The sequence below is a fragment of the Erwinia sp. HDF1-3R genome (assembly GCF_039621855.1).
Taxonomy (GTDB): domain Bacteria; phylum Pseudomonadota; class Gammaproteobacteria; order Enterobacterales; family Enterobacteriaceae; genus Erwinia.
Genome location: NZ_CP155071.1, coordinates 2,418,241 through 2,441,379 on the forward strand (window position 1 = coordinate 2,418,241; position 23,139 = coordinate 2,441,379).

A 23,139-nucleotide genomic window follows, 5' to 3' on the forward strand; every position below is an offset into this window, starting at 1 on the left:
TAAACCTCATCACCCTGGTAGAAAAAAATCGTCAGTCAGCGGATAAAGATGCCTCTTCCCTGCCCCTTTTCAAGCGGCAGGCCGGGATCGCTCAGCCAGCCGTTTAGCGAATCATCATACAGTCGCAGAGACTGCGGATCTTCGCCTGCGACGGTAAACGCCAGCGCCAGCCCGGCCGCGTTGTGAGTCCGGAAATTTTGATTGTGAGCCAGCGGCGATAAATGCGAGTCCATTTGCAGTTATTGTGAGTCCGCGCCCGATTTCAGTTGCAGTATTGTGAGCCAAAATTAGCGCTGATTGCGAGTCCGGCCGTTTTCGGTTGCGAGCCGCTACACTTAATCCTTGATTTATCTCTATGCAAGGATAAAAATCCATGCTCTTGACATGGAATTACGGAGTTGAGCGATGACTATATCTGTTTACTTATGGCTTGAAGATGATTGTGGTACACCGATAAATGGTTGCGTTGATGTGAACGGCAGAGATGGAAGCATCGAAGTATTAGAACTAATGCATTCTGTTGAGCAACCTACAGATCATTTGACAGGAAAGGCTACGGCGAAACGCTTGCATAGCTCCTATGCGTTTATGAAAAGCATTGATAGCTCATCCTCTTACCTTTACAAAGCTCTTTCATCCGGTCAGACCTTGAAAAAGGCGGTATTTAAGTTCTACCGAATCAACTATAGCGGACAGGAAGAGGAATACTTTCGAACGACCATTGAGAATGTAAAAGTAACCGAGATAGAGCCTTTCATGATGAATATAAAAAAACCGCAATGGGAAAGGCACGACCATCTGGAATACGTTGATTTAGCTTACGAAAAAATCACATGGCACTATCTGGACGGTAACATTATTCATACTGACTCATGGAAAGGGCGGGCAGCATAATGACATGGGAATACGATGTAGCTACACACAAATTCACCCGTAATGGTGAAACGTACACTGCAGATTATGCAGGTGCAACAGGGTTTAAAAATGACAGTTCACAAGAGTGCGTAAGCGGTAAAGGTCCGCTCCCCAGAGGCACTTATACAATCGGCTCTCCTCACAACTCAGCTCATACAGGCAAATACACCCTTAACCTCACACCGAACCAAAGCAATGCCATGTGTGGACGCTCTGCTTTCCGTATTCACGGCGCAAGCAAGAAGCACCCTCTGGACTCATCGGAAGGTTGTATTATCGCCCCGATTAGTGTCAGAAAGAGCATTTGGGCTAGTGGTGACAGGGAGTTAAAAGTGAAATGAAATATATAATCCTTGCCCTTGCAGCTATGGCTTCTCCTGTTGCTATGTCTATGCAGATGACAGGTTTTGGTGCTAACTACTACCAGGATGATTCATCCATTCCAAACTACGATACCAACATGAATTTATCTCCTCATGTGATTGTTGGCGACAACATCTTTGTTATGGAGTTTAGCAATATTGCAGACATTGCAAAAGCTACTGGCGTAACAGTTAACCAAGGCGATCAAGCCTCGTGGCTTTGCCTTAAATCTAAAGATGTGGACTACTGGTTTATCTCTGATAATGAGATGGGGCAAGGCGATTTAACATCCATTGCACTGACTAAGTCTGGGCAGCAAAAAGGTTGTTCTTCTTACAGTGGTGATTTAAGCGTTTCGATTAAAGGAGTTCCTTTGCTGAAAGCCCCATTAGAGAAACTTTCATCGATATTCTCAAGCAAGCCTGCTGGCAATGTAATCCAGTATTGCAGTGAAATCAACTATGGTGATTTCACCCAGATTAACTGCATCAAATATTATGTTGAAAACAAAAATGTGAGTGGTTTGTTTATTAGCCAAATCACAGCCAGTTAATATCCGCTGGCCACTCGATTGAACATAACATCTGTTTTTTATCGGCACCGCCCGATCCGGAACTGTTTTTCCAGTTCCGTCATACTCTATTTCCTCGCCAGTATCATCCAGTGCGAATCCTCGCCGAATCTCCCTGCTTCCGGGTTCACCCTCACGCGGTACCACAGTATCCTGCTCAGGCTCGCGATAAGCAGCTATGTTCAATCGTCATCGGCGAGGTGTCCCGCTATGCTGCGTTGATAAAGCCCGGACGATGCCGGGCTGATGGGGTAACTGGGATAATGACGGTGAGGCTTACCCTGTGACGGCCTTACAGAGGACGGAGGCTATCCGCGCCCAGCTACGGCCTTCGGAAGATGGCGATGCTGCGCCCCTCCAGCTCGAACTCTTTCTCACGCGTGATGACCAGACCACGCTTTGCGCTGTCAAAAGTGGTCAGCTCAAGCACCCAGCCCCCTTCGCCAAACTGCGGGATCAGGAACGGGACGTTGCCTTCGAAGGGATTAAACAGCATCAGCACGTCGTGCCAGATACCCTCCTCCTGCTGTAAATCCTCGCGGCCGAGATAGACGCCCAGCGTTGATCCTTCATCCCACTGCTCCGGCTGCTGAAAACCGCCCCCGGCGTTAAACCATTTGATATCCATGCCGTCGCGCCAGTTCTCGCGGCGAAGCAGCGGCTGCGCGGCCCGCAGGGTAATCAGCTGGCGGGTAAATTCGCGCAGCGCATCACTGCTCCCGGGCAGATTGTCCCAGTGGATCCAGGAAACCTCGCTGTCCTGACAGTAACCGTTATTGTTGCCCATCTGGCTGCGGCCAAACTCATCGCCCGCCAGCAGCATCGGCGTACCGTGTGAGAAAAAGATGGTGGTCAGGAAGTTGCGCTTCTGCCGCTCACGTACCGCATTAATGCCTTCGTCGTCGGTTGGCCCTTCGGCCCCGTAATTGTCGGATCGATTATCATTATGGCCATCGTTGTTATCTTCGCCGTTCGCCTCATTGTGCTTTTCGCTGTAGGAAACCAGATCGTTTAGCGTAAACCCGTCGTGGGCGGTAATGAAGTTGACGCTCGCCCAGGGCCGGCGTCCACGCTGATCGTAAAGGTCGCCGGAACCCAGCAGGCGGGCGGCAAAGTCCGTCGAGACGTTATTGCCCTTCCAGTATTCTCGTACCGTATCGCGATATTTGTCGTTCCATTCGGCCCAGCCCGGTGGAAAACCGCCAACCTGATAGCCTCCCGGGCCAATATCCCAGGGTTCTCCAATCAGCTTGAGCCTGGAGAGCACCGGATCCTGCATCACGGCATCGAAAAAGCCGCTGCGCTGATCGAAGCCCTCCGGCTCGCGGCCAAGAATGGTCCCGAGGTCAAAGCGAAAGCCGTCGATATGCATGGTTTCCGCCCAGTAGCGCAGCGAGTCGGTGATCAGTTGCAGTACGCGCGGGTGCGAGGTGTTAACGGTATTACCCGTGCCGGTGTCATTGATGTAATAGCGGTGCTGGTCTGGCAGCGTGCGATAGTAGGAGAAGTTGTCGATGCCCTTGAAAGAGAGCGTTGGCCCCAGCTCGTTCCCCTCTGCGGTGTGGTTGTAGACCACGTCCAGAATCACCTCTATACCGGCGTTGTGGAAGGCACGTACCATATCGCGGAAGCCTTGAATGCCCTTCGGACCAAAATAGCGTGAGGCGGGCGCAAAGAAGCCCAGGGTATTGTAGCCCCAGAAATTCTTCAGTCCGTTGTCGAGCAGGTGCTGGTCATCGGGGAACCAGTGAACCGGCAGAAGTTCGACCGAGGTGATGCCCAGGCTCTTGATATAGTCAACCGAGGCCTGATGCCCCATCCCTTCAAAGGTGCCGCGCAGCTCCACGGGCAGCGCAGAGTTAAGCTGGGTGAAGCCTTTGACATGGGTTTCGTAGATAACGGATTTCGGCCAGGGCACCGAGGGCCGGTTATTGTCCTGCCAGTCAATGGCATTCGAATCGATAACCCGGCACTTAGGCATAAAGGGCGCGCTGTCGCGCTCGTCAAACGTGAGGTCCTTCTCCTCATGCAGCAGATCATAGGCGTAGTGCGCATCATTCCACTCAACGTCACCGACCAGTTCGCGCGCATAGGGGTCAATAAGCAGCTTGTTGGCGTTGAAACGGTGACCGTTCTCCGGATCGTACGGGCCGTGAACGCGATAGCCATAGAGCGCGCCCGCTTTCAGACCCGGCACATAGCCGTGCCATACTTCGTGGGTATATTCCGGTAGCGTAAGCCGGGCGATTTCCGTTTTGCCACTTTCGTCAAACAGGCACAGCTCAACGCGCTCCGCGTGTGCCGAGAAGATGGCGAAATTGACGCCGTCCTCATCGACGGTGGCACCAAGAAGATGGCTGGATCCTGCCGTAATTTCAAAAGGTTTACCGTCAGACATTTATCCCTACTCCTGATAATTCATCACTTAACAGCACCAGCGGCGACAGGTTACCCAGCGCCGTTAAAGTCAATCGGTCCACCAGCGAAATGGTTTCACCGCTGAGAACATTTCGGTAGCGTCGGTTTGCGAGACGCTCGGGCAGGATGATTTCCGTCTGCGTCCAGCCCGCAGGGTGCCCCGGGTCGGATCCGTTAACGGCATCAAACACCAGACGCGGCGCGATAACCAGTAGCGCGGCCTCATGCCCCACCCGGGCAAAAGCGATAACTTTCTCTGCCCGGTTACCCGATGCGCTAAGCGGCAGATACTCCCCGCGACTAAACAGGGTCGGCATTTGCTGACGCAGATGCAGCAGCCGGGCGATAACCTGCTGCTTGAGCTGGCCATCGAAGTCCCTGTCCGGCGTCAGCGACAGGTTTTCCTCCCCCAGCCGCTCAAGCGCGGTGAAATCCGGCTCGCGGCGGTTATCGGGATCGACAAGGCTGAAGTCCAGCGTTTCGCTGCCCTGATAAATATCCGGCACGCCGGGCGCGGTAAGTTTGAGCGTGGTCTGGGTCAGGCCGTTGACCAGCCCGGTACGGATAACGGGCTGCAGAGAGGCAGTAAAATCGTGCAGGAAGGCGTGACTGGCTGGTGCAAGCAGCTGGCGGGCATAGTTGAGCACCGCCTCTTCGTAGGGCGCATTGCTGTTGCCCCAGTCGGTGCGCAGCTTGGCTTCGCACAGCGCCTTTTCGACAAAAGCGATAAACCGCCCCTCAAGCGCCTCCAGTCCCGCGTTATCTTCCGGACGCAGGCGAACCGGCCACGCGCCTGCCAGCGCCTGATACAGCATCCATCTGACTGCGGGTTCAGGTGCCGGACCGTCGTCGAGCGTGATGATATGATGCTGGTTAATCTGGCTCCAGCGTGCCACGCACCCGGCCCAAAACCCCGGCGCTTCGGTCAGCGCATAGAGGCGGGCGCGGGCATCTTCCCCACGTTTGGTGTCATGGGTCGAGGTGGATGAAATCGCGTCCGGCTGCCGTTCCAGTCGTCTCTGCATATCTGCATGAAACCGGGCGGGCGAAAAGTCGCGCGGCAGCGGATCCGCGCCCACTTCGTTGAGCCCGAGGTTCACGCCGTGGCGGAAGAACAGCGTATCCTCTACCGATTTTGCCATCAGCGGGCCAGTAAGCTGCTGGAAGCGAAGGCGAAATGTGACGGCGTCACTTAATGCAGGATCGGAGAGGTGACCTTTCAGGATCCCGACAATGAAATTGAGCGCCTGAGAGTCCGGCGCATTAACGCCGCCCCTGACCGCTTCAACCACCCGGTCCAGCAGCGCACTGTCGGCCTCCGGTAGTCCCTGTGCGGTGCCATAGGTGCGATACACCGGAAAGGCAACCAGCAGTTCGCGCAGTGCCGCGCGGAGGGCACTTTCGCTTTGCGTCACCCCCTCCTGCGTGGCAATGGCCTGGGCGAGATGCAGTAGTCGGTTAAACTCCCCGGCAAAATTCCTGTCGGCCATCAGCACCTTTGCCGCGCGCAGTTCGCTCTCCATCGCCACGGGCCTGCCGACCTGCTGTTCGTAGTCCCTGCGCAGGTTGCCAATCCCACTGTTATCCACCAGTACGTCGGAAAGCGAAGAGATAAATTCATAGCCCGTGGTGCCGGAAACCGGCCAGTCGGCGGGAAGCTGCTCGCCCTCGCCGAGAATTTTTTCGACCGTAATATAACAGGCGGGTCCGGCTTCCTGGCGAAGACGCTCAAGATACCCTTTCGGATCGGCCAGGCCATCGACGTGATCCACGCGCAGCCCGTCAACCGCACCGGAGTGCACCAGCTCCAGGATCAGCCGGTGCGTATCGTCAAACACGGCGCGATCCTCCACCCGTACGCCAGCCAGCCCGGTTATCTCAAAAAAGCGGCGGTAGGAGAGATCGCTCGCCGCATCCCGCCATGACGTCAGTCGCCAGGGCTGACGCTGATGGAGCGCAGCGATCCCGGCTTTATCGGTCAGCGCGAGTACCTCAGCTTCCTGCCTTTGCCAGGTTTCGGGTGCCAGTGGATAAAAACTCTCGTAGCAGGCCAGCGCGGGTTTGCCGGTATGCGGATCGGCTTTGACTGCGATATCCCCGTTCTCCAGTACCTGCTCAAACGAGTCGCCAAGAAAGGGCAAGGTCAGAGGGCGCGACCAGTCGATATCAAAATGTCGGGCGTAGCGGCTTTTTTCGCCGTGCTCAATCACGTCATACCACCATGCATTCTCCAGCGAGGCGGCCATATGGTTCGGTACAATATCCAGAATCAGGCCAAGCCCTGCTTCCTTCAGTACCCTAACCAGCCGGTCAAAGCCTGCACGCCCGCCAATCGCCGGGTCAATGGCGTTAGCATCGGTCACATCGTAGCCGTGGCCAGATCCAGAGGTCGCCGTAAAAACCGGCGAGGCATAGAGGTGGCTGATGCCGAGACGCTTAAGATAGGGTACAAGGCCAGCGGCCCGGTCAAAGGTCATGCCGTTGCGAAACTGAATACGCCAGGTTGCCGTTGGGATAGTCATTTACTCTCTCCCGGGGCTAATCGTACAAGAATGCTGTTTTGCGGCAGCGTTTCACCGGCTTCAGGCCAGGCGAAGATTGTCTCGCCTGGCTGGTCAGGAAGCGGCTGGGCTGCCGCGCCAATATTCAGCGCCAGGGAGAGCGTCCCCTGTGGGAAGGCCCAGCTTACGGCGACAAAGCCCTCCGCGGTTCTCACCACCCTGCCCGCGTTGCCGCCAGCGGTGGCAAGCAGCGGCACAACAGACTTTTGCCTTAGCGCCAGCAGTTCGCGGGTCAGCGCCAGCCAGTTTTTTCCCTCGTCGCTCTCTGGTTTGCGCCAGTCAAGTTTGGACAGGGCAAACGTCTGCTCTGCGTTAGGATCGGGAACGCTGCCATCGTCATGACCCGCATGCCCTTCAAACTCCTTCGCGCGACCCTCGCGCACGGCCCTGGCAAGTTCGCCATGAAAGTCAGTAAAGAACAGGAAGGGATTCGTTTCCCCATACTCCTCACCCATAAACAGCAGCGGGATATGCGGTGAGAGAAGCAGCGTGGCCAGCAGGATCCGGGTGCGATCGGCTCCGGCAAGCTCAATTAGCCTTTCACCCCTGGCGCGATTGCCTGTCTGATCGTGATTCTGAATAAAGTCGACAAAGGCCAGCGGCGGCTGACCGCTGCTTTTAACCCCGTGCTTTTTGCCGGTTTGCGCTGAAACCTCACCCTGCCAGGCGAAACCTTCCGTCAGGATGCGGGCAATCAGCTTTTCCGGCTGATGGGCAAAATCGCGATAGTAGCCGTGGGTTTCGCCGGTCGCAAAGACGTGAATGGCATTATGGAAGTCGTCGTTCCATTCGCCGCTATACAGCGGCACGGTGCCATCCTCCCCGCGCGGATGCAGGAAGATAACGTTGCGGTTGTCCTCGGTGGTCAGATGCACGGGACGGTCGGTAATTTCAGCGCGGACGCGCTCAGCAATCTCAATGAGAATGTGCTTCCCGGAGGGATCGTCGATCTGGTCGATGGCATCGAAGCGCAGGCCGTCAAGGTTATACTCCTGTAGCCAGTAAAGCGGTGCCTCGGCGATATAACGTCGGACGGCATCGACATCGTAGGCAATGCCCGCGCCCCACGGCGTCATCCGCTCTTTATGGAAGAAGTCCGGTGCCAGCAGCGGCAGATAGTTACCCTCAGGCCCGAAATGATTCAGGACAATATCCAGCACCACGGAAAGGCCATGGCCATGCGCAGCATCGACGAAGGCTTTGAAATCATCCGGTGTGCCATAGGCGGAATGTGGTGCGTAGAGCAGGACACCATCATAGCCCCAGCCGCGATCGCCGCCGAACTGGGACACCGGCAGGAGTTCGATCATCGTGATGCCGGTTGCGGCGAGGTAAGGTAGCTTTTCAATGGCGGCGTTAAAGGTGCCTTCCGACGTGAAGGTGCCAATATGCAGCTCGTAGACCACCGTCTCTTCCCATGGGCGCCCCGCCCAGGCGGTGTTTTGCCAGCGGTAACTCAGTGGATCGATCACTATCGAGGGGCCATTAACATCTGCTTTTTGTGCCCGGGCAGCGGGATCCGGCACCTGCGTGCCGTCGGCAAGCACAAAATTATACTCCGCACCCGGCGCAACGCCCTGTAATGTTGCTTCAAACCAGCCGTCGCCGGCCGGGTCCATCTCTGTGTCTTTACCTGAGAGTCTTAACGTCACCCTCTTCTGTCCGGTCGCCCAGAGACGAAAACGGACTTCACCCGCGCCGACGTATTCCGCGCCCCAACTTTTCGTAAATTTCCCTGACGCCATTCGATTGCCTCGTTTAACCCGTAAGTGAGCAATGGGCGCCATCGCCCGTTTGTTGTTCAGGTGATGCCAGTATAAACCGTTAAAATTTGTGGCTGTTGGGCAGCTGTCATCGGACGGCCGCCCGAAGAACAATCATAGACTATTCCTTACAACCCGTACTTTAAGGTAACCGTCTGTTTCAGGTCGTGCGCTTACCTGAGACGGGCGTTTTAATTACGGAACAACCCTCTGATTAGAAAGGGGAAAGAGGGGCAAAATTTAATCAAAATAAATCATTGAGTCATAACCTGAAAAGCCCTATATTGGCCGCGCTTTATTTATGGCAACGACTAACTTAATTCAATTATTCAACCCGGGCGTTCTCAGACCCCCCGGTTGTAGGAGTGATATGATGACGGATAAAGTCCGTATTGATACTTTAGGTGCGAATTCATTAAACGGAAACAATGAAACCTTTTTAGCCAGACAAGCTGAATTTGAATCGAATGTCAGGAGCTACCCCCGTAAGCTGCCGTTAGCCATTGCGAAAGCACAGGGCGTGTGGATCACCGATGTTGAGAATAATCAATATCTTGATTGCCTGGCTGGCGCAGGTACGCTGGCGCTGGGCCATAATCATCCTGATATTCTGCAAAGCATCCAAAATGTCATTACCAGCGGCTTGCCGTTACATACTCTCGATCTGACTACGCCGTTAAAAGATCAGTTCTCGGCTTATCTGCTCTCTCTCTTGCCCGGCCAGGGTAAAGAGTACTGCCTGCAGTTCTGTGGTCCTTCAGGTGCCGATGCAGTGGAAGCGGCGCTGAAGCTGGCGAAAAAGCACACCGGCCGCACCGGCGTAATCAGCTTTTCCGGCGGCTACCACGGTATGACGCATGGCGCGCTGGCGGTAACGGGTAACCTGGGGCCGAAAGAAGCGATCAACGGCATGATGCCGGAAGTGCAGTTTATGCCTTACCCGCATCTTTATCGCTGCCCGCTGGGCATCGGCGGTGAAGCCGGGGTTAACGCGTTAACCTACTACTTCGAGAATCTGATTAACGATGTTGAAAGCGGCGTGCGCAAACCTGCAGCGGTGATCCTCGAAGCGGTTCAGGGTGAAGGCGGCGTTAACCCGGCACCGATCGAGTGGCTCCAGCGCATTCGTAAGGTGACCCAGGAGCACGGCATTCTGCTGATTCTGGACGAGGTTCAGGCCGGATTTGCGCGTACCGGGAAGTTTTTTGCCTTCGAGCACGCCGGTATCGAGCCGGACATCATCGTCATGTCCAAGGCCGTCGGTGGCGGCTTGCCTCTGGCCGTGCTCGGCATCAAAAAGCAGTTCGATGCCTGGGAACCCGGTCACCATACCGGTACCTTCCGCGGCAACCAGCTGGCGATGGCCACCGGCCTTAAGACGCTTCAGCTGCTAAAAGATAATCAGATTGCTGACAAAGTCGCGGCGCAGGGCGAGTGGCTGAAAGCACGCCTGGCGGAACTGCAGGCGCGTTATCCGGTAATGGGCAATATTCGCGGGCTGGGCCTGATGATCGGTATCGAGATCGTGAAGCCGGGCGAAGCGCCGGACCATATGGGTAGCTACCCTGCCGACGGCGAGCTGTCTGCTCTGTTACAGAAGAAATGCTTTGAAGCCGGCTTAATTCTGGAGCGCGGTGGCCGTCACGGTAGCGTATTGCGTCTGCTGCCTTCCCTGCTGATCAGCAATGATGAGCTGGGTATTTTCCTGGAAAAATTTGAACAGGCCCTGTTAGCGGCTGGCGTTCAACCAGTCTGAGTGGAGTAATGTAATGTCCGGGTCAAACCCAATTCTGGCAGGCTCTGCGCAGAGTATCGAAGCCTACCAGCAGGCGATTGCGCAGAGCAGTCAGGCGGTGGTCGAGTGGCTTAAGCAGCCTGAGATGTATCAGGGCAAAACCGTCGCTGAACTGCGTGAGCGCATCGCGCTGGATTTTAATCCTCAGGGCCTGGGCAACCAGGTCGCCATTGAGCGCGCGATTGAATACTTTCTGAAAGACAGCCTGTCGGTGCATCATCCGCAGTGCGTGGCGCATCTGCACTGCCCTAGCCTGGTGGTCAGCCAGGCGGCGGAAGTGTTGATCAACGCCAGCAACCAGAGCATGGACTCCTGGGATCAGAGCCCTTCCGCCACCATCATTGAGATGAAGCTGATTGAATGGCTGCGCGGACTGGTCGGGTTCCCGCACGGTGAGGCGGGCGTCTTTACCAGCGGCGGTACGCAGAGCAACCTGATGGGGCTGATGCTGGCACGCGATGCCTTCTTTGCGCGTCAGGGCCATGCTATTCAGCAGGATGGCCTGGTCGGCGACCTGCGCAAAATCAGGGTGTTATGTTCTGAAAACGCACACTTCTCGGTGCAGAAGAACATGGCGCTGTTGGGCCTGGGCTACCAGTCGGTCACGCTGGTGAAAACCGACGCGCTGGCGCGGATGGACGTGAACGATCTGGCAGAGAAAATCACGCAGGCGAAGGCCCGGGGTGAGCAGATCCTGGCCATTGTCGCCACGGCAGGTACCACCGATGCCGGTGCTATCGATCCGCTGCGCAGCATTGCCACGCTGGCGGCAGAACACCAGATCTGGGTTCACGTCGATGCGGCCTGGGGTGGCGCGCTGTTGCTGTCCGAAAAGTATCGTGATTATCTGGACGGCATTGACCTGGTGGATTCCATTACCCTGGACTTCCACAAGCAGTTCTTCCAGACCATTAGCTGTGGCGCTTTCCTGCTGAAAGATGAGCGCCACTACGAGCTGATGCGCTATCAGGCTGCCTATCTGAACTCCGAGTTCGATGAAGCCCAGGGCGTACCGAATCTGGTTTCCAAATCGCTGCAAACTACCCGCCGTTTTGATGCGTTAAAACTGTGGATGGGTCTGGAAGCGCTGGGACAGCAGCAGTACGCGGCCATTATCGATCACGGCGTGACGCTGGCGCAGCAGGTTGCCGGTTACGTCAGCGAGCAGAGCTCGCTCGAATTAGTGATGCCAACACAGCTGGCCAGCGTGCTGTTCCGCTATCGCTCGCCGGAGCAGGCAGGCAGTCATAATGATGCCGCCGTCGCGCTGCTTAATCAGCGGATTGGCGATGCCCTGCTGGAGTCGGGCCGCGCCAACGTTGGCGTCACCGAATTTAACGGTGTCACCTGCCTGAAACTGACGCTGCTAAACCCGACCGTCACGCTGGAGGATATCAAAGTCCTGCTGACGCTGGTTGAACGCACCGCCGGACAGCTGCCTGGCGCGTAGCAGCAGCCGCTTTATGAAGCACCCACTCTTAACGGGGACTGAATGGCCCCCGATAAGTTAAGGGGCTTGAGGGCCTGGATTCGGCATGTAGCCGGACTCAGGCTTTTTTTTTGCTTCAGGACCGCGGGTGCTGCGCTGAGGGTTAAAATCATTAATAGGTGGATTTTCCCTTTATATAATCGAGAAGGTACGCGACACCAGACCTGTCAATCTCATTGCTATCGCTCAGGGAAATATCAACCGGAGAGAACTTATTCTCTGCTTTATCATAGAGAAAGTTGTTTTCTGACAGGTCCGAGGGTGGGCATCCTTTTGAATTCATTTCAATGAGCAGAGTCAGGAACTTGTCAGCAGCATTGGCGGGGAACTCTTTTATTTGAGATAAGGGAACGCCCTTAATTTTATCCATGTGGATAGCTCTTCCAAATAAAGCCTCCGCTGATTTTTCTCCATAAAATTTTTCGAACGCCCTGACCTGATTGTTTATTTCTTCCGGACTGGTATCATCGAAGAAGATTTTTATTACTTTATTATTATCCTGACTGTCATTAACTACGATAGCTTCACCTCCTTTACCGATGGTTTCACCAATCTTATGCGAATACTCCTTAACAAACTCACCTGCACTCATAACTCTTATTACGCCGGTGGTCGAAGTTCTGTTTTTAAGATGAACGACAGGAGCGCTAGCATTACAGTTGAAGATAAATTTATTTATTTTATCACGCAGCTCATCGTTGGAAACCTGTGGAAGCGCCTTTTTTAGCTCAAAAGCCAGCTTTGCCGAAGGGCAACCTTTACCGACCAGGTCATTTTTAAAAAATACCTTTTTTGCTTCCAATTTTGTCAGACCCAAAGAGGTGTTTGAAATCTTCACCAGTTTCTCAAGAGTTTTATCTGAAAATGATCTATTGTTTATTTTTTTTAATAATGCGGTGTAGATAGAATCCTTATATATATTAATCTGATTGCTTTTGTTTATAAACATCTGTATTTCCATGATAATAAATCAACAAAGATACACCTCAGACAAAAATACTGATATAAAAAAACGCCCGCAGGGAATAATCCTGCGGGCGTTTTTTAGCGACGGCACCCCGGAAGGTCGTTAGGTTTACAGCGCCATATCATGCCCGGCCGCAGCCGCTTTTTTCTGCTGACCGGCGTCAGCTGGTGCGTCGCTGGCTTTATCACCCATCTGAATCACCGGCGGCTTAGTCAGCTGTAGCGTGGAGGCGGTATCGTCCCAGACCTTCTGCGTCAGGGCAACGTTGCCATTCAGCTTCTGACCATAGCTCGGCACAATTGAGCGTATTTTGCTCTGCCACTCAGGCGACTTAAACTGCTCGGGGAACAGTTTCTCAATCACGTTAATCGCAATTGGCGCGGCGGTAGAGGCGCCCGGCGATGCGCCAAGCAGTGCCGCCACGGTTTTCTGTTTATCGGTGACAATTTCAGTACCCAGCTTGAGCACGCCGCCCTTATCCGCGTCCTTTTTAATGATCTGCACGCGCTGCCCGGCCTGAATCAGTTTCCAGTCCTCTTTCTTCGCATCGGGATAGTACTCCTTCAGCGATTCGAAGCGGTCCTCGTCGGTCAACATCACCTGCCCGACCAGATATTTCACCAGGTCGAAGTTATCCATACCCACGTGGGTCATGGGGATAACATTATGGCTGGTGGTGGTGCTCAGCAGATCAAACAGCGAGCCATTTTTGAGAAATTTAGTTGAAAAGGTCGCAAACGGCCCAAACAGCACCACGCGCTTGCCATCGAGATAACGGGCATCAAGATGTGGCACGGACATCGGCGGTGCGCCTACCGAAGCCTGACCGTACACTTTCTCCTGATGACGGCTGGTGATAGCCGGATTTTCGGTAACCAGGAATGAGCCGCCTACCGGGAAGCCGGCATAGTTTTCGCCTTCCGGAATGCCGGTTTTTTGCAGCAGCTTCAGTGCACCCCCACCCGCGCCGATAAAGACATATTTTGCATCGACAACGTGTTGCTCGCCGCTTTTCACATCTTTGTAGGTCACGTGCCAGGAGTTGTCGTCGTTACGCTTAAATTCTGTCACTTCCGCCGAGGTTTTCAGCGTAAAGTTATCATTCTTTTTCAGGCTGCCTACCAGCTGCCGGGTTATCTCACCGTAGTTAACATCAGTGCCTACCGGCGTCCACGTCGCCGCGACTTTCTGCTGCGGATCGCGTCCTTCCATAATTAATGGCGCCCACTGCTCAATCTGCTTATGGTCGGTAGAGAACTTCATCCCCTGGAACAGCGTGGTGGTTTGCAGGGCCGCGTAACGCTTAGTCAGGAACTCAACGTTTTTGTCACCCCAGACAAAACTCATATGCGGCGTCGAGTTGATAAAGGAGTGTGGATTGCTCAGCACGCCGTTACGCACCTGAGTGGTCCAGAACTGCCGGGAAATCATAAAGGCTTCGTTGATTTCCAGGGCTTTACTGAAATCAATCGTGCCATCCGGACGCTCCGGCGTATAGTTCAGCTCCATGTTAGCAGAGTGACCCGTGCCCGCGTTGTTCCAGCCGTTAGAAGACTCAAGGGCCACACCGTCGAGTTTTTCCACCATCAGCTGTTTCCAGCCCGGCTGTAACGTCTCGAGCAGGGTCCCTAAGGACGCGCTCATAATACCGCCACCGATAAGCAGTACATCCGTTTTTTCTGGCGCAGTTTCTGCGCGGGTGGCAGTACAGACCAGTAGCGCTGCCAGCGAAAGCGTGGTGGCGAGTTTTGTTGCTTTAGTCATCAGGGTTCTACACTTTTGTCTAAAAGGGTTAAAAATATCCCCGGAATATTAAAATATTGTTACTTAATGGTTGGTGGTTTTTTAGTTAATTAATTATTAATGTTGGAAATCGTTTTATTTAGTTACTAAACCTGCAGGTGGAAACGACTGATAATGCCGGTCAGTGACTGCACCTGCTCCTCCAGGATGGTGGTTGCCGTCGCCGAGGCCTGCACCAGGGTGGCATTTTGCTGGGTGACGCTGTCCATTTCGGTGACCGCCACGCCAATCTGACTGATGCCCTTGCTCTGCTCAGAGGAGGCAGACGCAATTTCACTCATCAGCGAGGTCACGCCGGTCACAGAGGTGATAATCTCTTCGGTCGTGCGTGTGACCAGCGCAACCTTCTCTTCTCCCTGTTTGACGTTCAGATTTGAATCGGCAATGAGCTTTTCAATCTCACGCGCTGAGTGCGTACTGCGCTGCGCCAGCGTGCGAACCTCATTAGCGACAACCGCAAAACCCCGTCCCTGCTCGCCCGCCCGCGCAGCTTCAACGGCGGCGTTCAGCGCCAGAATATTGGTCTGGAAAGCAATGCCATTAATCACCGAGGTGATTTCGCTAATGGCCGTGGCGCTGGTACGAATATCGCTCATGCTGCGAACCACATCCTGCATGGCTTCTCCGCATTGACGGGCGGTGGCCGATGCCGATGCCGCCGCGCCGCTTGCCACATCCGCATTCGCCGCGTTCAGGGTAACGGTAGAAGAGAGCTGTTCCATACTGGCTGCGGTCTCCTCCAGCGCAGCGGCCTGCTGCTCGGTGCGGCTGGAAAGGCTGTGATTACCGTCGCTGATTTGCGCGGTGACGCGCGCGACTTCTCCGACGCCCTGCACTATTTCGCCCATCAGCGTATTCAGGCTCCGCTGCATCCCTTCCAGCCCCTGTAACAACCTGCCCACTTCATCATTGCGGGCGGGCGGGAAGCGGGAGGTCAGATCGCCTTCACCTATTGCCGTCGCCACTTCTCCTGCCCGATGCAGTGGTGCTATCAGTACGCGCCGCAGCAGCATCGCAATCACCAGGCCGGTAAGAATAAACAGACCGAATGAGAGTATCGCGGCAAGGCGGGCTGTCCAGCTGTCGCGATCCGCCTGCTGCGTGATTTCGACTGAAGCCTGTTTATGCAGAGCGATAACCTTATCAAGCGGTACGCGGTAGGCTTCGTCCAGCGCTACCACCCGGGTACCCGCCAGTTGCAGGAAAAGGGGGACATCCTTTTTCTCCAATGCAGTGAAAAGCGCACTGACGCCCTGCCCGGTATAGTCCGTATAGCGTGCGGCCAGCTCATTTGCCAGCAGCTGCTCCCCGGGCATTTTCGGCGCCGCCTGATAGGCCACCATAAATTTCATGCCACCATCATAATAGAAGCGCGCCTGCTTCAGCGCGCTGTTGAGCGCCTGAGGATCGCTGTCCGTCACGTGTGGCACCGCAGCAAGCAGCGTGGTTCGGGCTGCCCGCATCCAGTTAGTGGTATCGGCCACGCCCAGAGTGGCCGATACCTCACGGTTCAGGTTTTTGAGAGAATTGGCGCTACGCTGCAAATAATGTGCGCTGAGCAGTGCAGAGGCGAGAAAAACCCCCAACAGGCACAAACCTGAAACCAGCAGTAGAGTGGTGAGACGGATATTTTTCAGCATAGCGATAATCTCTTTGGGAGGTTATCGGGTTATCGGCAAAATCGAATGAGTTTGTTAGCAGAATGTAAACTTATCGAGGCTAAATGTGATATGCATCGTAGTATTTATGCAGTGGGAACATCAGTTGCCCGGCATAAAGTGGTTGGGATCACAGGATGTGAGACTTATCACAGACAGATCCGAGGCAGAACACAGGATGTGTTTTGGGCTCAGGCGCTATGCCGTAACGGTTCCGAGGCCCTTAGCCGTCCGTGAATGCGTGAATCAGTCATGCTGTATGCTGCTCAGGAATAGCTTACTCAGTGGCAAATTTGTTCCAGTTCATCATCAGAGAGGCCAGTCAGATCTTTAACCGAATGCAGCGACATGCCCGCTTTAAGAAGGTTACGTGCAACATCCTGCTTTCCTTTTTGTTCACCGAGCTGCATACCCTTCTCAATGCCCTTCTCAATACCCTTCTGTTCAAGCTGGTTCGCAATCGTCATCAATTCGTTCCCATGCTGCGGCACTTTTTGCGCCAGGTTACGTACAAAAGCTTCGGCGTCATCCGTTTCACCCGCCTGTACAAGATAGTTTATCAGCGAAACCAGCTGTTGTCCCGTCAGGTTGCTGCCCAGCAACGCTGTTGATAGCCGATCCAATAAATCGCTCAGGTCACGGCGATGAATATGTTTTTGCAGCAGCGTGAGCGCCGCCATGCTGCGATGATTCATGATGTCATCATCAGGAATAACCGTCACGTCTACCAGTTGAAATGCCTTGCCATAAAGTTTTAAAAAGAGAGGGAGCGTAGCTTGTCACCTTACAATGCGATGCGCAGTGAAGAGAGCGACTGTTGCAATGGCAGCCATCATGGGTATGGGATAGCCCTCTGAGGAGTGACTACTCAGAGGGTTTGAACGTCTGAACGCGGATATCAGCTTCTGTGGACAGGAAACCTCAACCCTGAGGCCCCTTAAGGTTTAAGGATTACCTTGGTCCAGTCTTTATCGCGGGAATCAAAATGCTTGTAGCCCTCTGCCGCATCGGCCAGCTTCAGACGCTGGGAAATAATCTGTGCCGGATTGGCTTTTCCTTTATGGATAAGGTTGGCAAGCTGACGATTATAGGCTTTTACGTTCGCCTGACCGGTGCGCAGTGTCTGGCCTTTGAACCAGAAGCTGCCGAAATCGAATGGCATCTTCCCTTCCTTCGCCAGATCGGTGCTGCCACCCGGATCCTGTGGCACAAATACGCCCACGGCGCCGATACCGCCTGTGGCTTTGGTCGAAGCGACCAGGCTGTTCATGGTTGCGCTATTATCCTCTTTACCGTGCTTATTGCAGCACTGATAGCCTACGCATTCACAGCCGCGATCCGTTCCTTTGCCATCGGTCAGGTCCAGGATCTTTTGCACCGCCTCGTCACCTACCGCATTGATTGCGGTCGCGCCCATTTTCTCGGCCAGCGCCAGGCGATCGGGATGGGTATCCACAACGTAAACACTGGCCGCGCCTTTGATCAGGGCTGAGTGAGCGGCCATCAGGCCAACCGGTCCGGCACCGTAAATCGCCACGCTTTCACCTGCCCGCAGGCCTGCCAGCTCTGTTGCATGCCAGCCGGTGGGAAAGATATCGGACAGCATGACATAATCGTCCTCTTTTTCGACCGCATCTTTCGGCAGCGTCAGGCAATTAAAGTCTGCAAAAGGCACGCGCAGCAGCTCGGCCTGCCCGCCTTCCCAGGGGCCCATCTCTGCAAAACCATAGGCCGCGCCTGCTGTGCCAGGATTAGCGGTCAGGCAGTAGCCGGTCAGGCCTTTTTCACAGTTTTCACAAAAGCCACAGCCAATATTGAACGGCAGACAGACATAATCGCCTACTTTTACGCGCTCAACGCCGCTGCCGACCTCAATAACCTGGCCCATATTTTCATGGCCAAGAATACGGCCCTGCTCAAAACTGGTTCGTCCCTCATACATATGCAGATCGGAACCGCAAATATTGGTGGTGGTAACACGAATCAGGGCATCAGTGGGTTTGACAATTTTTGCATCCGGCACATCCTTCACGGAAACATCGTACGGGCCATTATAAATAACCGCTTTCATAATTCTCTCCTATATATTGCCATCGCATCATGACGTTACTGATACCTGATAAAACGTAGTTCCTCCTGAATGATTTCGCCATTGCATTAAGAAAAGCTTACAAAAAGCCTCTCAGCGATTTTAGCAGAGATATAATTACGCAGATTATTCCTAAGCGATACCGCCGCTATTTCGCAGATTAATCTTAAAAAGATAATATTGGGAAGCAAGCCCGTTTAATTTAGTCAGCCTGCTGATTTTCATCATTTATAACGGTGTAGAGCACCCACCAGATTGCAATATTTAATCGCTGTGCTGAGAAAACGCAGAAAGTCTGGCCATATTTCTTCACACTTCTCTTTGCTAGTTATTCCTTCTGAGGAACGGCAGCAGATGCCCCAGTATTTCCCCGGGGACCTCTTCCTGCGGAGAATGACCACAGGGCAACCCCACGCCCGTTACCTCTCTGGCCTTCTCCTGCCAGGTGCTGATGACGTCATAGAGCTGGCCGACCGTACCCTGCTCCCCCCATAACAGGAATAACGGGCACTGAATGCGTTTTTCGCCGTCTGATGCATCGTCTTCCAGATCTGTCGTGGCTGCGGCGCGATAGTCTTCACATACCGCATGCAGCATATCCGGGTGCTGATAACAGCGCAGATAATCGGCGAAAATAGCAGGTTCGGTGGCGTCTGGCGTTTTATTCTGCGCATCAATATGCTGGCGTAGAAAAAATGCCGGATCCTGACCAATCATTTTCTCAGGCAGCGGTGCAGGCTGAATAAGAAAAAACCACCAGAAATAACGCGTGGCGAACGTTTTATCCGTCAGTGCGTACATTGTCGCCGTCGGCGCAATATCAATAAATATGCAGCGGCTGACCCGGTCAGGATAATCCAGCGCCAGCCGATGCCCTACGCGCCCTCCCCGATCGTGACCGACAAAAATGAAGGTGTCATAATTTAACCGGTCCATCAGCTGAATTATATCCTGCGCCATGACGCGTTTAGAATAATTGCGGTGTCCCTCGCCGCCCGGCGGTTTATCACTGTCGCCGTAACCACGAAGATCGGGCAAAATGACACTGAATTCCTGCGCCAGCGTGGGAGCCACTTTATGCCAGGTAAGATGATTTTGTGGATGCCCGTGGAGAAGGATCAGAGGTGGCCCGTTACCCCCCATCGCAACCCGTAATCTCACTCCGCTGGCAAGGGTCACATCGCCCAGCCTGAAGCCGGGGATAAAGGGCGACGGTCCCCGGTCGATCCAGGTGTTATCGTTCATACCCGTTATCTCTGCGCTGGCCCCAGGGACTGTCGACGGGCGTTACGGCAGCTTTTTTACTGCCCGCGTTAAGCATCATAAGATACAGATCTTCCACTTCCTTACGCGCCCAGGGGGTACGGCGCAGAAACTTCAGGCTGGATTTAACACTGGGATCGCTTTTGAAGCAGTTAATATTGATGCGGCGACCCAGCTCTCCCCAGCCATATTTTGCTACCAGCGCGTTAATCTGCATTTCCAGCGTAACGCCGTGTAAAGGATCTTTGGAAGCGTGCGTGTTCATAAACGTCCTGAATAAGTGAAAAATGGATTCACCAGGGGTGCGAAAAAAAACTCTGCTGACAGCTGGCGATAAAAAAGCCAGCGCATAATCGCGCTGGCTTCAGTTTATCTTAACGCATTGTCAGGCCAATCGTCAGAAATCCGCTTTAAGTACCACGCGGTAATTCGCTTTTCCGGCGCGGACGTGCTCCAGCGCGTCGTTAATTTTCGACATAGGGAAGAACTCTACCTGCGGCGCGATATCCGCACGCGATGCCAGTTTCAGCAATGAGCGAAGCTGGCCCGGCGAGCCGGTTGATGAGCCGGTCAGGGCTTTATCTCCGGTAATCAGATCGAAGGCGCTGACCTGGAACGGCTTCATGACGGCACCAACGGTATGGAATTTACCCTGCGGAGCCAGTGCATCAAAGTAAGGTTTCCAGTCCAGATCGACCGCCACGGTGCTGAGGATCAGATCGAAACGGCCTGCCTGATTTTTCAGCGCTTCCGGATCGCGGCTATTAATCACCTCATCGGCACCCATATCCAGAATTGACTGCTTTTTGCCCGGCGTGGAGCTGAATGCGACCACTTCGGCTCCCATCGCGCGCAGAATTTTGATCGCGATGTGGCCCAGGCCACCGATACCGATAACACCCACGCGGCTGGTAGCGGTGATATTGCTCATCAGCAGCGGTTTAAAGACGGTGATCCCCCCGCACAGCAGCGGGCCGGCACTTTCGACATCCAGTTTTTCCGGCAGCGGGATGACCCACTGCCAGTCGGCGCGCAGCTTCTCAGCAAAACCACCATGATTAAGGATGGTCGGTGTCGTGCCGTTCTCACAGTTGACCTGGTGACCATTAATACAGGCGTCACAGTGCTGGCAGCTTTTCGCCGTCCAGCCAATACCCACGCGCTGGCCAAGCGAAAGGCCCTTCTCTTTAGCCGCTTCGCCCAGCGCGGTTACGCGACCCACCACCTCATGACCGGCAATGGTCGGGTAGCGTGAAATGCCCCACTCGTTATCGATCATCGATAAATCGGAATGGCACACGCCGCAGTATTCAACCGCTACCTCAACTTCTTCTGCGCTAAGCTCGCCGGGTTCGTATTCATACAGTTCCAGCGCCTTTCCGGCTTCCATTGCTGCGTAGCTTTTGATTTTCATTCGTTACCTCAGATTCCATTAACATCGGCAGTGAGTGTAGCAAAGCCTGAGGGTGTGCTATAAAGCCAGACGTGTGATTGGTCCTGTGGTGTGTATCAGGATGTAAATTTTGCGGGGTTTTTATGCAGCTATTCGCTTAATTATGTCTTCTGATAAGCTGCTTCTTCAACGTCAGGCCCGCTATCTCTGCCGGACCTGACGATTAACGTTAAATCTACAGTGCCCTGAATGACTACTTTAAATGCTAAGGATGTGAAACCGGTATTGACATTTCGCTTCGGAAAATATTTTCAGGATCAACGGCACGTTTAGTATTGATCAGCATATTTACTTTGTCTCCATAGTAAAGCTCCAGCCAGCGCGTATCTGTAGTGCCGGGTTGATTACTGATATACCGCATATCCACGTCAGGATAATTAATAAAACAACCTTCATAGCGCTGATTATCGCTAAAGGGCTTACCATTCTGCTGCGAAAAAAAGTCATTAAAAAAATCCTGACACCAGCGTATACACTTATCTTCATTAATCGGGTCTGTCCAGTAAGCCTGCAGCTGTGATTTCAACAGTGAATGTCGCTGATGTACCGCCGTGGGATTACTGACCTCATCATTTGTATTAACGCAACCACCATATGAGTCAATTTGTAATAGAGCCTGGTTAAGATGTGTCTGACCGGTCTGATTAAAGTGAGTCCATATTGCATCAACTTCAACGTCGGTAAAATTCTCTATTTGATAAAAAGATTTATATTTTCCGAACTGGTTGCTACCTGAACCGTTTATAGTTTGAGTTAAATACAACCAATCCATTAAACGCGCATCTTTGAGTGGGTTGCTTAATCTGGTCTCTTTCCCCTGAAGCCTGGTCACCGGCCCCCACGAGTTTTCCATGGAAGCGACATAAGCATTGGTCCCCGCGGCGCTATTCATGTGGTGAACAAAATCTATCAGTGGCGCGGTCTGATTAAGCGCATCAACCCGCCCGTTAGTTCCTGTATACTGGATCAACAAACTAATATCACCGGTAGAGCGATGCTGTAACTTGAGTAGCGTAAAAAGCCCACCATTAGCCAGCGCAGGATCGCTACTGTTCCAGTGCCGATCGTTCTCTTTAAACCAGCGCCAGTATTCCTTAAGAAAATGTTTTAGCTTTTCTTTGGTAAAACTTGCCCATGGCCATGAAAGTGTGAGCAGATAGGCCTGACGGGGAGCGTGAGGTAGATCTTTGTAATAATAATTGAGAATAATGCCATAGTTGCCGCCGCCGCCACCGCGGCAGGCGATAAAAAGGTCACGTTCAGTGCCCGTGCTGTTCAGGCTAACATGTTTTGAAACCAGTCCCTTGCCATTCAGGTCAGGCACAAGAATATCCACACCACTTAACCAGTCTACGGTAAGTCCATGCAGTCTTGAAAGCAGACCGTAGCCCCCGCCACATATATGGCCACCCGATCCCACGGAGTAACATGAACCGCCAGGAATTGTTCGGTTAGCTGTTTTATACAGTGCGTTGTAACCGTCCCAGTTCTGATTGCCCGTCGCCGCGCGAAATTTATATTTCTCACAGGTATTGTAAGGGGAGTTAACATCGCCCGCCTCACTAAATTCCATACCGGTCATCAGGCTAAGATCGATGATAGCAAGTGGCTGGTGTTCTTCACCTTCCAGCTTATTAGATACAAGGCCTTCGTAGCAGTGTCCACCACTTCGTATCGTAATGCGGTAACCTTTTTCAAGCGCATCATTTGCGGAACGGTGAACTGATTCAGCACTATCACAAATATAAATATAATCGCCTTCTTTTCCTTGCGCAGGCCATCTTAAATTAAATCCTTTTTTAAGCGTTTCATAACGATCGTCTTGCTTGTCTATAATGATATGATTCGACATTCCGGCATCCTTATATCTAATAATTCGATGTAAGTCTTTATACAGACAGGTTTATAAAAAATATTAACTGGTAAGTTATAAAGAGCATTGTTTCTCACACCCTTCGCATTTAAGTTCAAATGGAGTATGAGTTTATTTTATTTATTAATCAATGCTATAAAAATAACCTTTTTTGTTTT

The 23,139-nt window shown here is 53.2% G+C and carries 17 protein-coding genes and 1 pseudogene; 5 read left to right on the forward strand and 13 right to left on the reverse strand.

Features of this window, described 5'->3' with window-relative positions:
• Window positions 1–35: 35 nt before the first annotated feature.
• Window positions 36–233, reverse strand: a complete 198-nt coding sequence (locus tag AAGR22_RS11065) for a hypothetical protein (RefSeq protein ID WP_345827494.1) — start codon at window positions 231–233, stop codon at window positions 36–38.
• 172 nt (window positions 234–405) lie between these two features.
• Between AAGR22_RS11065 and tssD the strand changes: the two genes are divergently transcribed.
• Genes tssD through AAGR22_RS11080 form a run of 3 tightly spaced genes read left to right on the forward strand, consistent with a single transcriptional unit; the run spans window position 406 to window position 1,831 of the window.
• Window positions 406–894 carry a type VI secretion system tube protein TssD gene (gene tssD / locus AAGR22_RS11070; protein ID WP_345827496.1) on the forward strand — a complete coding sequence of 163 codons (489 nt, stop codon included), beginning with the start codon at window positions 406–408 and terminating at the stop codon, window positions 892–894.
• Window positions 894–1,256 (forward strand): tlde1 domain-containing protein, encoded by a 363-nt coding sequence (locus AAGR22_RS11075; RefSeq protein WP_073980949.1) that lies wholly within the window; start codon window positions 894–896, stop codon window positions 1,254–1,256. Before tssD ends, AAGR22_RS11075 begins: the two co-directional genes overlap by 1 nt.
• Complete coding sequence (locus AAGR22_RS11080; protein WP_345827499.1) at window positions 1,253–1,831, forward strand: hypothetical protein; 579 nt, start codon at window positions 1,253–1,255, stop codon at window positions 1,829–1,831. Before AAGR22_RS11075 ends, AAGR22_RS11080 begins: the two co-directional genes overlap by 4 nt.
• Before the next feature lie 340 nt (window positions 1,832–2,171).
• Here the strand turns inward: AAGR22_RS11080 and glgX are convergent, their stop codons facing one another.
• The 3 genes from glgX to treZ are packed head-to-tail and all read right to left on the reverse strand — an operon-like array spanning window position 2,172 to window position 8,573.
• A complete protein-coding gene (glgX, locus tag AAGR22_RS11085; RefSeq protein WP_345827501.1) occupies window positions 2,172–4,247 on the reverse strand; it encodes a glycogen debranching protein GlgX in 2,076 nt (691 codons plus the stop codon).
• Window positions 4,240–6,789, reverse strand: a complete 2,550-nt coding sequence (treY, locus tag AAGR22_RS11090) for a malto-oligosyltrehalose synthase (RefSeq protein WP_345827503.1) — start codon at window positions 6,787–6,789, stop codon at window positions 4,240–4,242. The genes glgX and treY overlap by 8 nt, the downstream gene beginning before the upstream one ends.
• Window positions 6,786–8,573, reverse strand: coding sequence for a malto-oligosyltrehalose trehalohydrolase (gene treZ / locus AAGR22_RS11095; RefSeq protein ID WP_345827505.1), 1,788 nt, complete (start codon window positions 8,571–8,573; stop codon window positions 6,786–6,788). Before treZ ends, treY begins: the two co-directional genes overlap by 4 nt.
• Before the next feature lie 391 nt (window positions 8,574–8,964).
• On the opposite strand from treZ, the gene AAGR22_RS11100 reads away from it, so the two are divergent.
• Window positions 8,965–10,347, forward strand: coding sequence for a diaminobutyrate--2-oxoglutarate transaminase (locus AAGR22_RS11100; RefSeq protein ID WP_067701866.1), 1,383 nt, complete (start codon window positions 8,965–8,967; stop codon window positions 10,345–10,347).
• A 13-nt stretch (window positions 10,348–10,360) separates the two neighbouring features.
• Window positions 10,361–11,836, forward strand: a complete 1,476-nt coding sequence (locus tag AAGR22_RS11105; protein WP_345827507.1) for an aspartate aminotransferase family protein — start codon at window positions 10,361–10,363, stop codon at window positions 11,834–11,836.
• Between the two features lie 151 nt (window positions 11,837–11,987).
• On the opposite strand, the gene AAGR22_RS11110 is transcribed toward AAGR22_RS11105, so the two are convergent.
• The 9 genes and pseudogenes from AAGR22_RS11110 to AAGR22_RS11150 form a co-directional block, all read right to left on the reverse strand.
• On the reverse strand, window positions 11,988–12,824 hold the full coding sequence (locus AAGR22_RS11110) for a hypothetical protein (RefSeq protein WP_345827509.1): 837 nt from the start codon (window positions 12,822–12,824) through the stop codon (window positions 11,988–11,990).
• A gap of 126 nt (window positions 12,825–12,950) precedes the next feature.
• Complete coding sequence (gene mqo / locus AAGR22_RS11115; protein ID WP_067701860.1) at window positions 12,951–14,606, reverse strand: malate dehydrogenase (quinone); 1,656 nt, start codon at window positions 14,604–14,606, stop codon at window positions 12,951–12,953.
• 125 nt (window positions 14,607–14,731) lie between these two features.
• On the reverse strand, window positions 14,732–16,285 hold the full coding sequence (locus tag AAGR22_RS11120; protein ID WP_345827511.1) for a methyl-accepting chemotaxis protein: 1,554 nt from the start codon (window positions 16,283–16,285) through the stop codon (window positions 14,732–14,734).
• A 299-nt stretch (window positions 16,286–16,584) separates the two neighbouring features.
• Window positions 16,585–17,058 (reverse strand): annotated as a pseudogene (locus tag AAGR22_RS11125) (Rpn family recombination-promoting nuclease/putative transposase); the annotation flags it as partial.
• Between the two features lie 182 nt (window positions 17,059–17,240).
• A complete protein-coding gene (locus tag AAGR22_RS11130; protein ID WP_067701855.1) occupies window positions 17,241–18,374 on the reverse strand; it encodes a glutathione-independent formaldehyde dehydrogenase in 1,134 nt (377 codons plus the stop codon).
• Window positions 18,375–18,716: 342 nt separating this feature from the next.
• A complete protein-coding gene (locus AAGR22_RS11135) occupies window positions 18,717–19,637 on the reverse strand; it encodes an alpha/beta hydrolase (protein WP_345827512.1) in 921 nt (306 codons plus the stop codon).
• Window positions 19,627–19,920 carry a VF530 family protein gene (locus AAGR22_RS11140; RefSeq protein WP_345827513.1) on the reverse strand — a complete coding sequence of 98 codons (294 nt, stop codon included), beginning with the start codon at window positions 19,918–19,920 and terminating at the stop codon, window positions 19,627–19,629. The genes AAGR22_RS11135 and AAGR22_RS11140 overlap by 11 nt, the downstream gene beginning before the upstream one ends.
• Window positions 19,921–20,052: 132 nt before the next feature.
• Entirely contained in the window at window positions 20,053–21,069 is a 1,017-nt protein-coding gene (locus AAGR22_RS11145; RefSeq protein ID WP_067701846.1) for an NAD(P)-dependent alcohol dehydrogenase, read from the reverse strand.
• A 244-nt stretch (window positions 21,070–21,313) separates the two neighbouring features.
• Window positions 21,314–22,960 (reverse strand): BBE domain-containing protein, encoded by a 1,647-nt coding sequence (locus AAGR22_RS11150; protein WP_345827515.1) that lies wholly within the window; start codon window positions 22,958–22,960, stop codon window positions 21,314–21,316.
• Window positions 22,961–23,139: the final 179 nt, after the last annotated feature.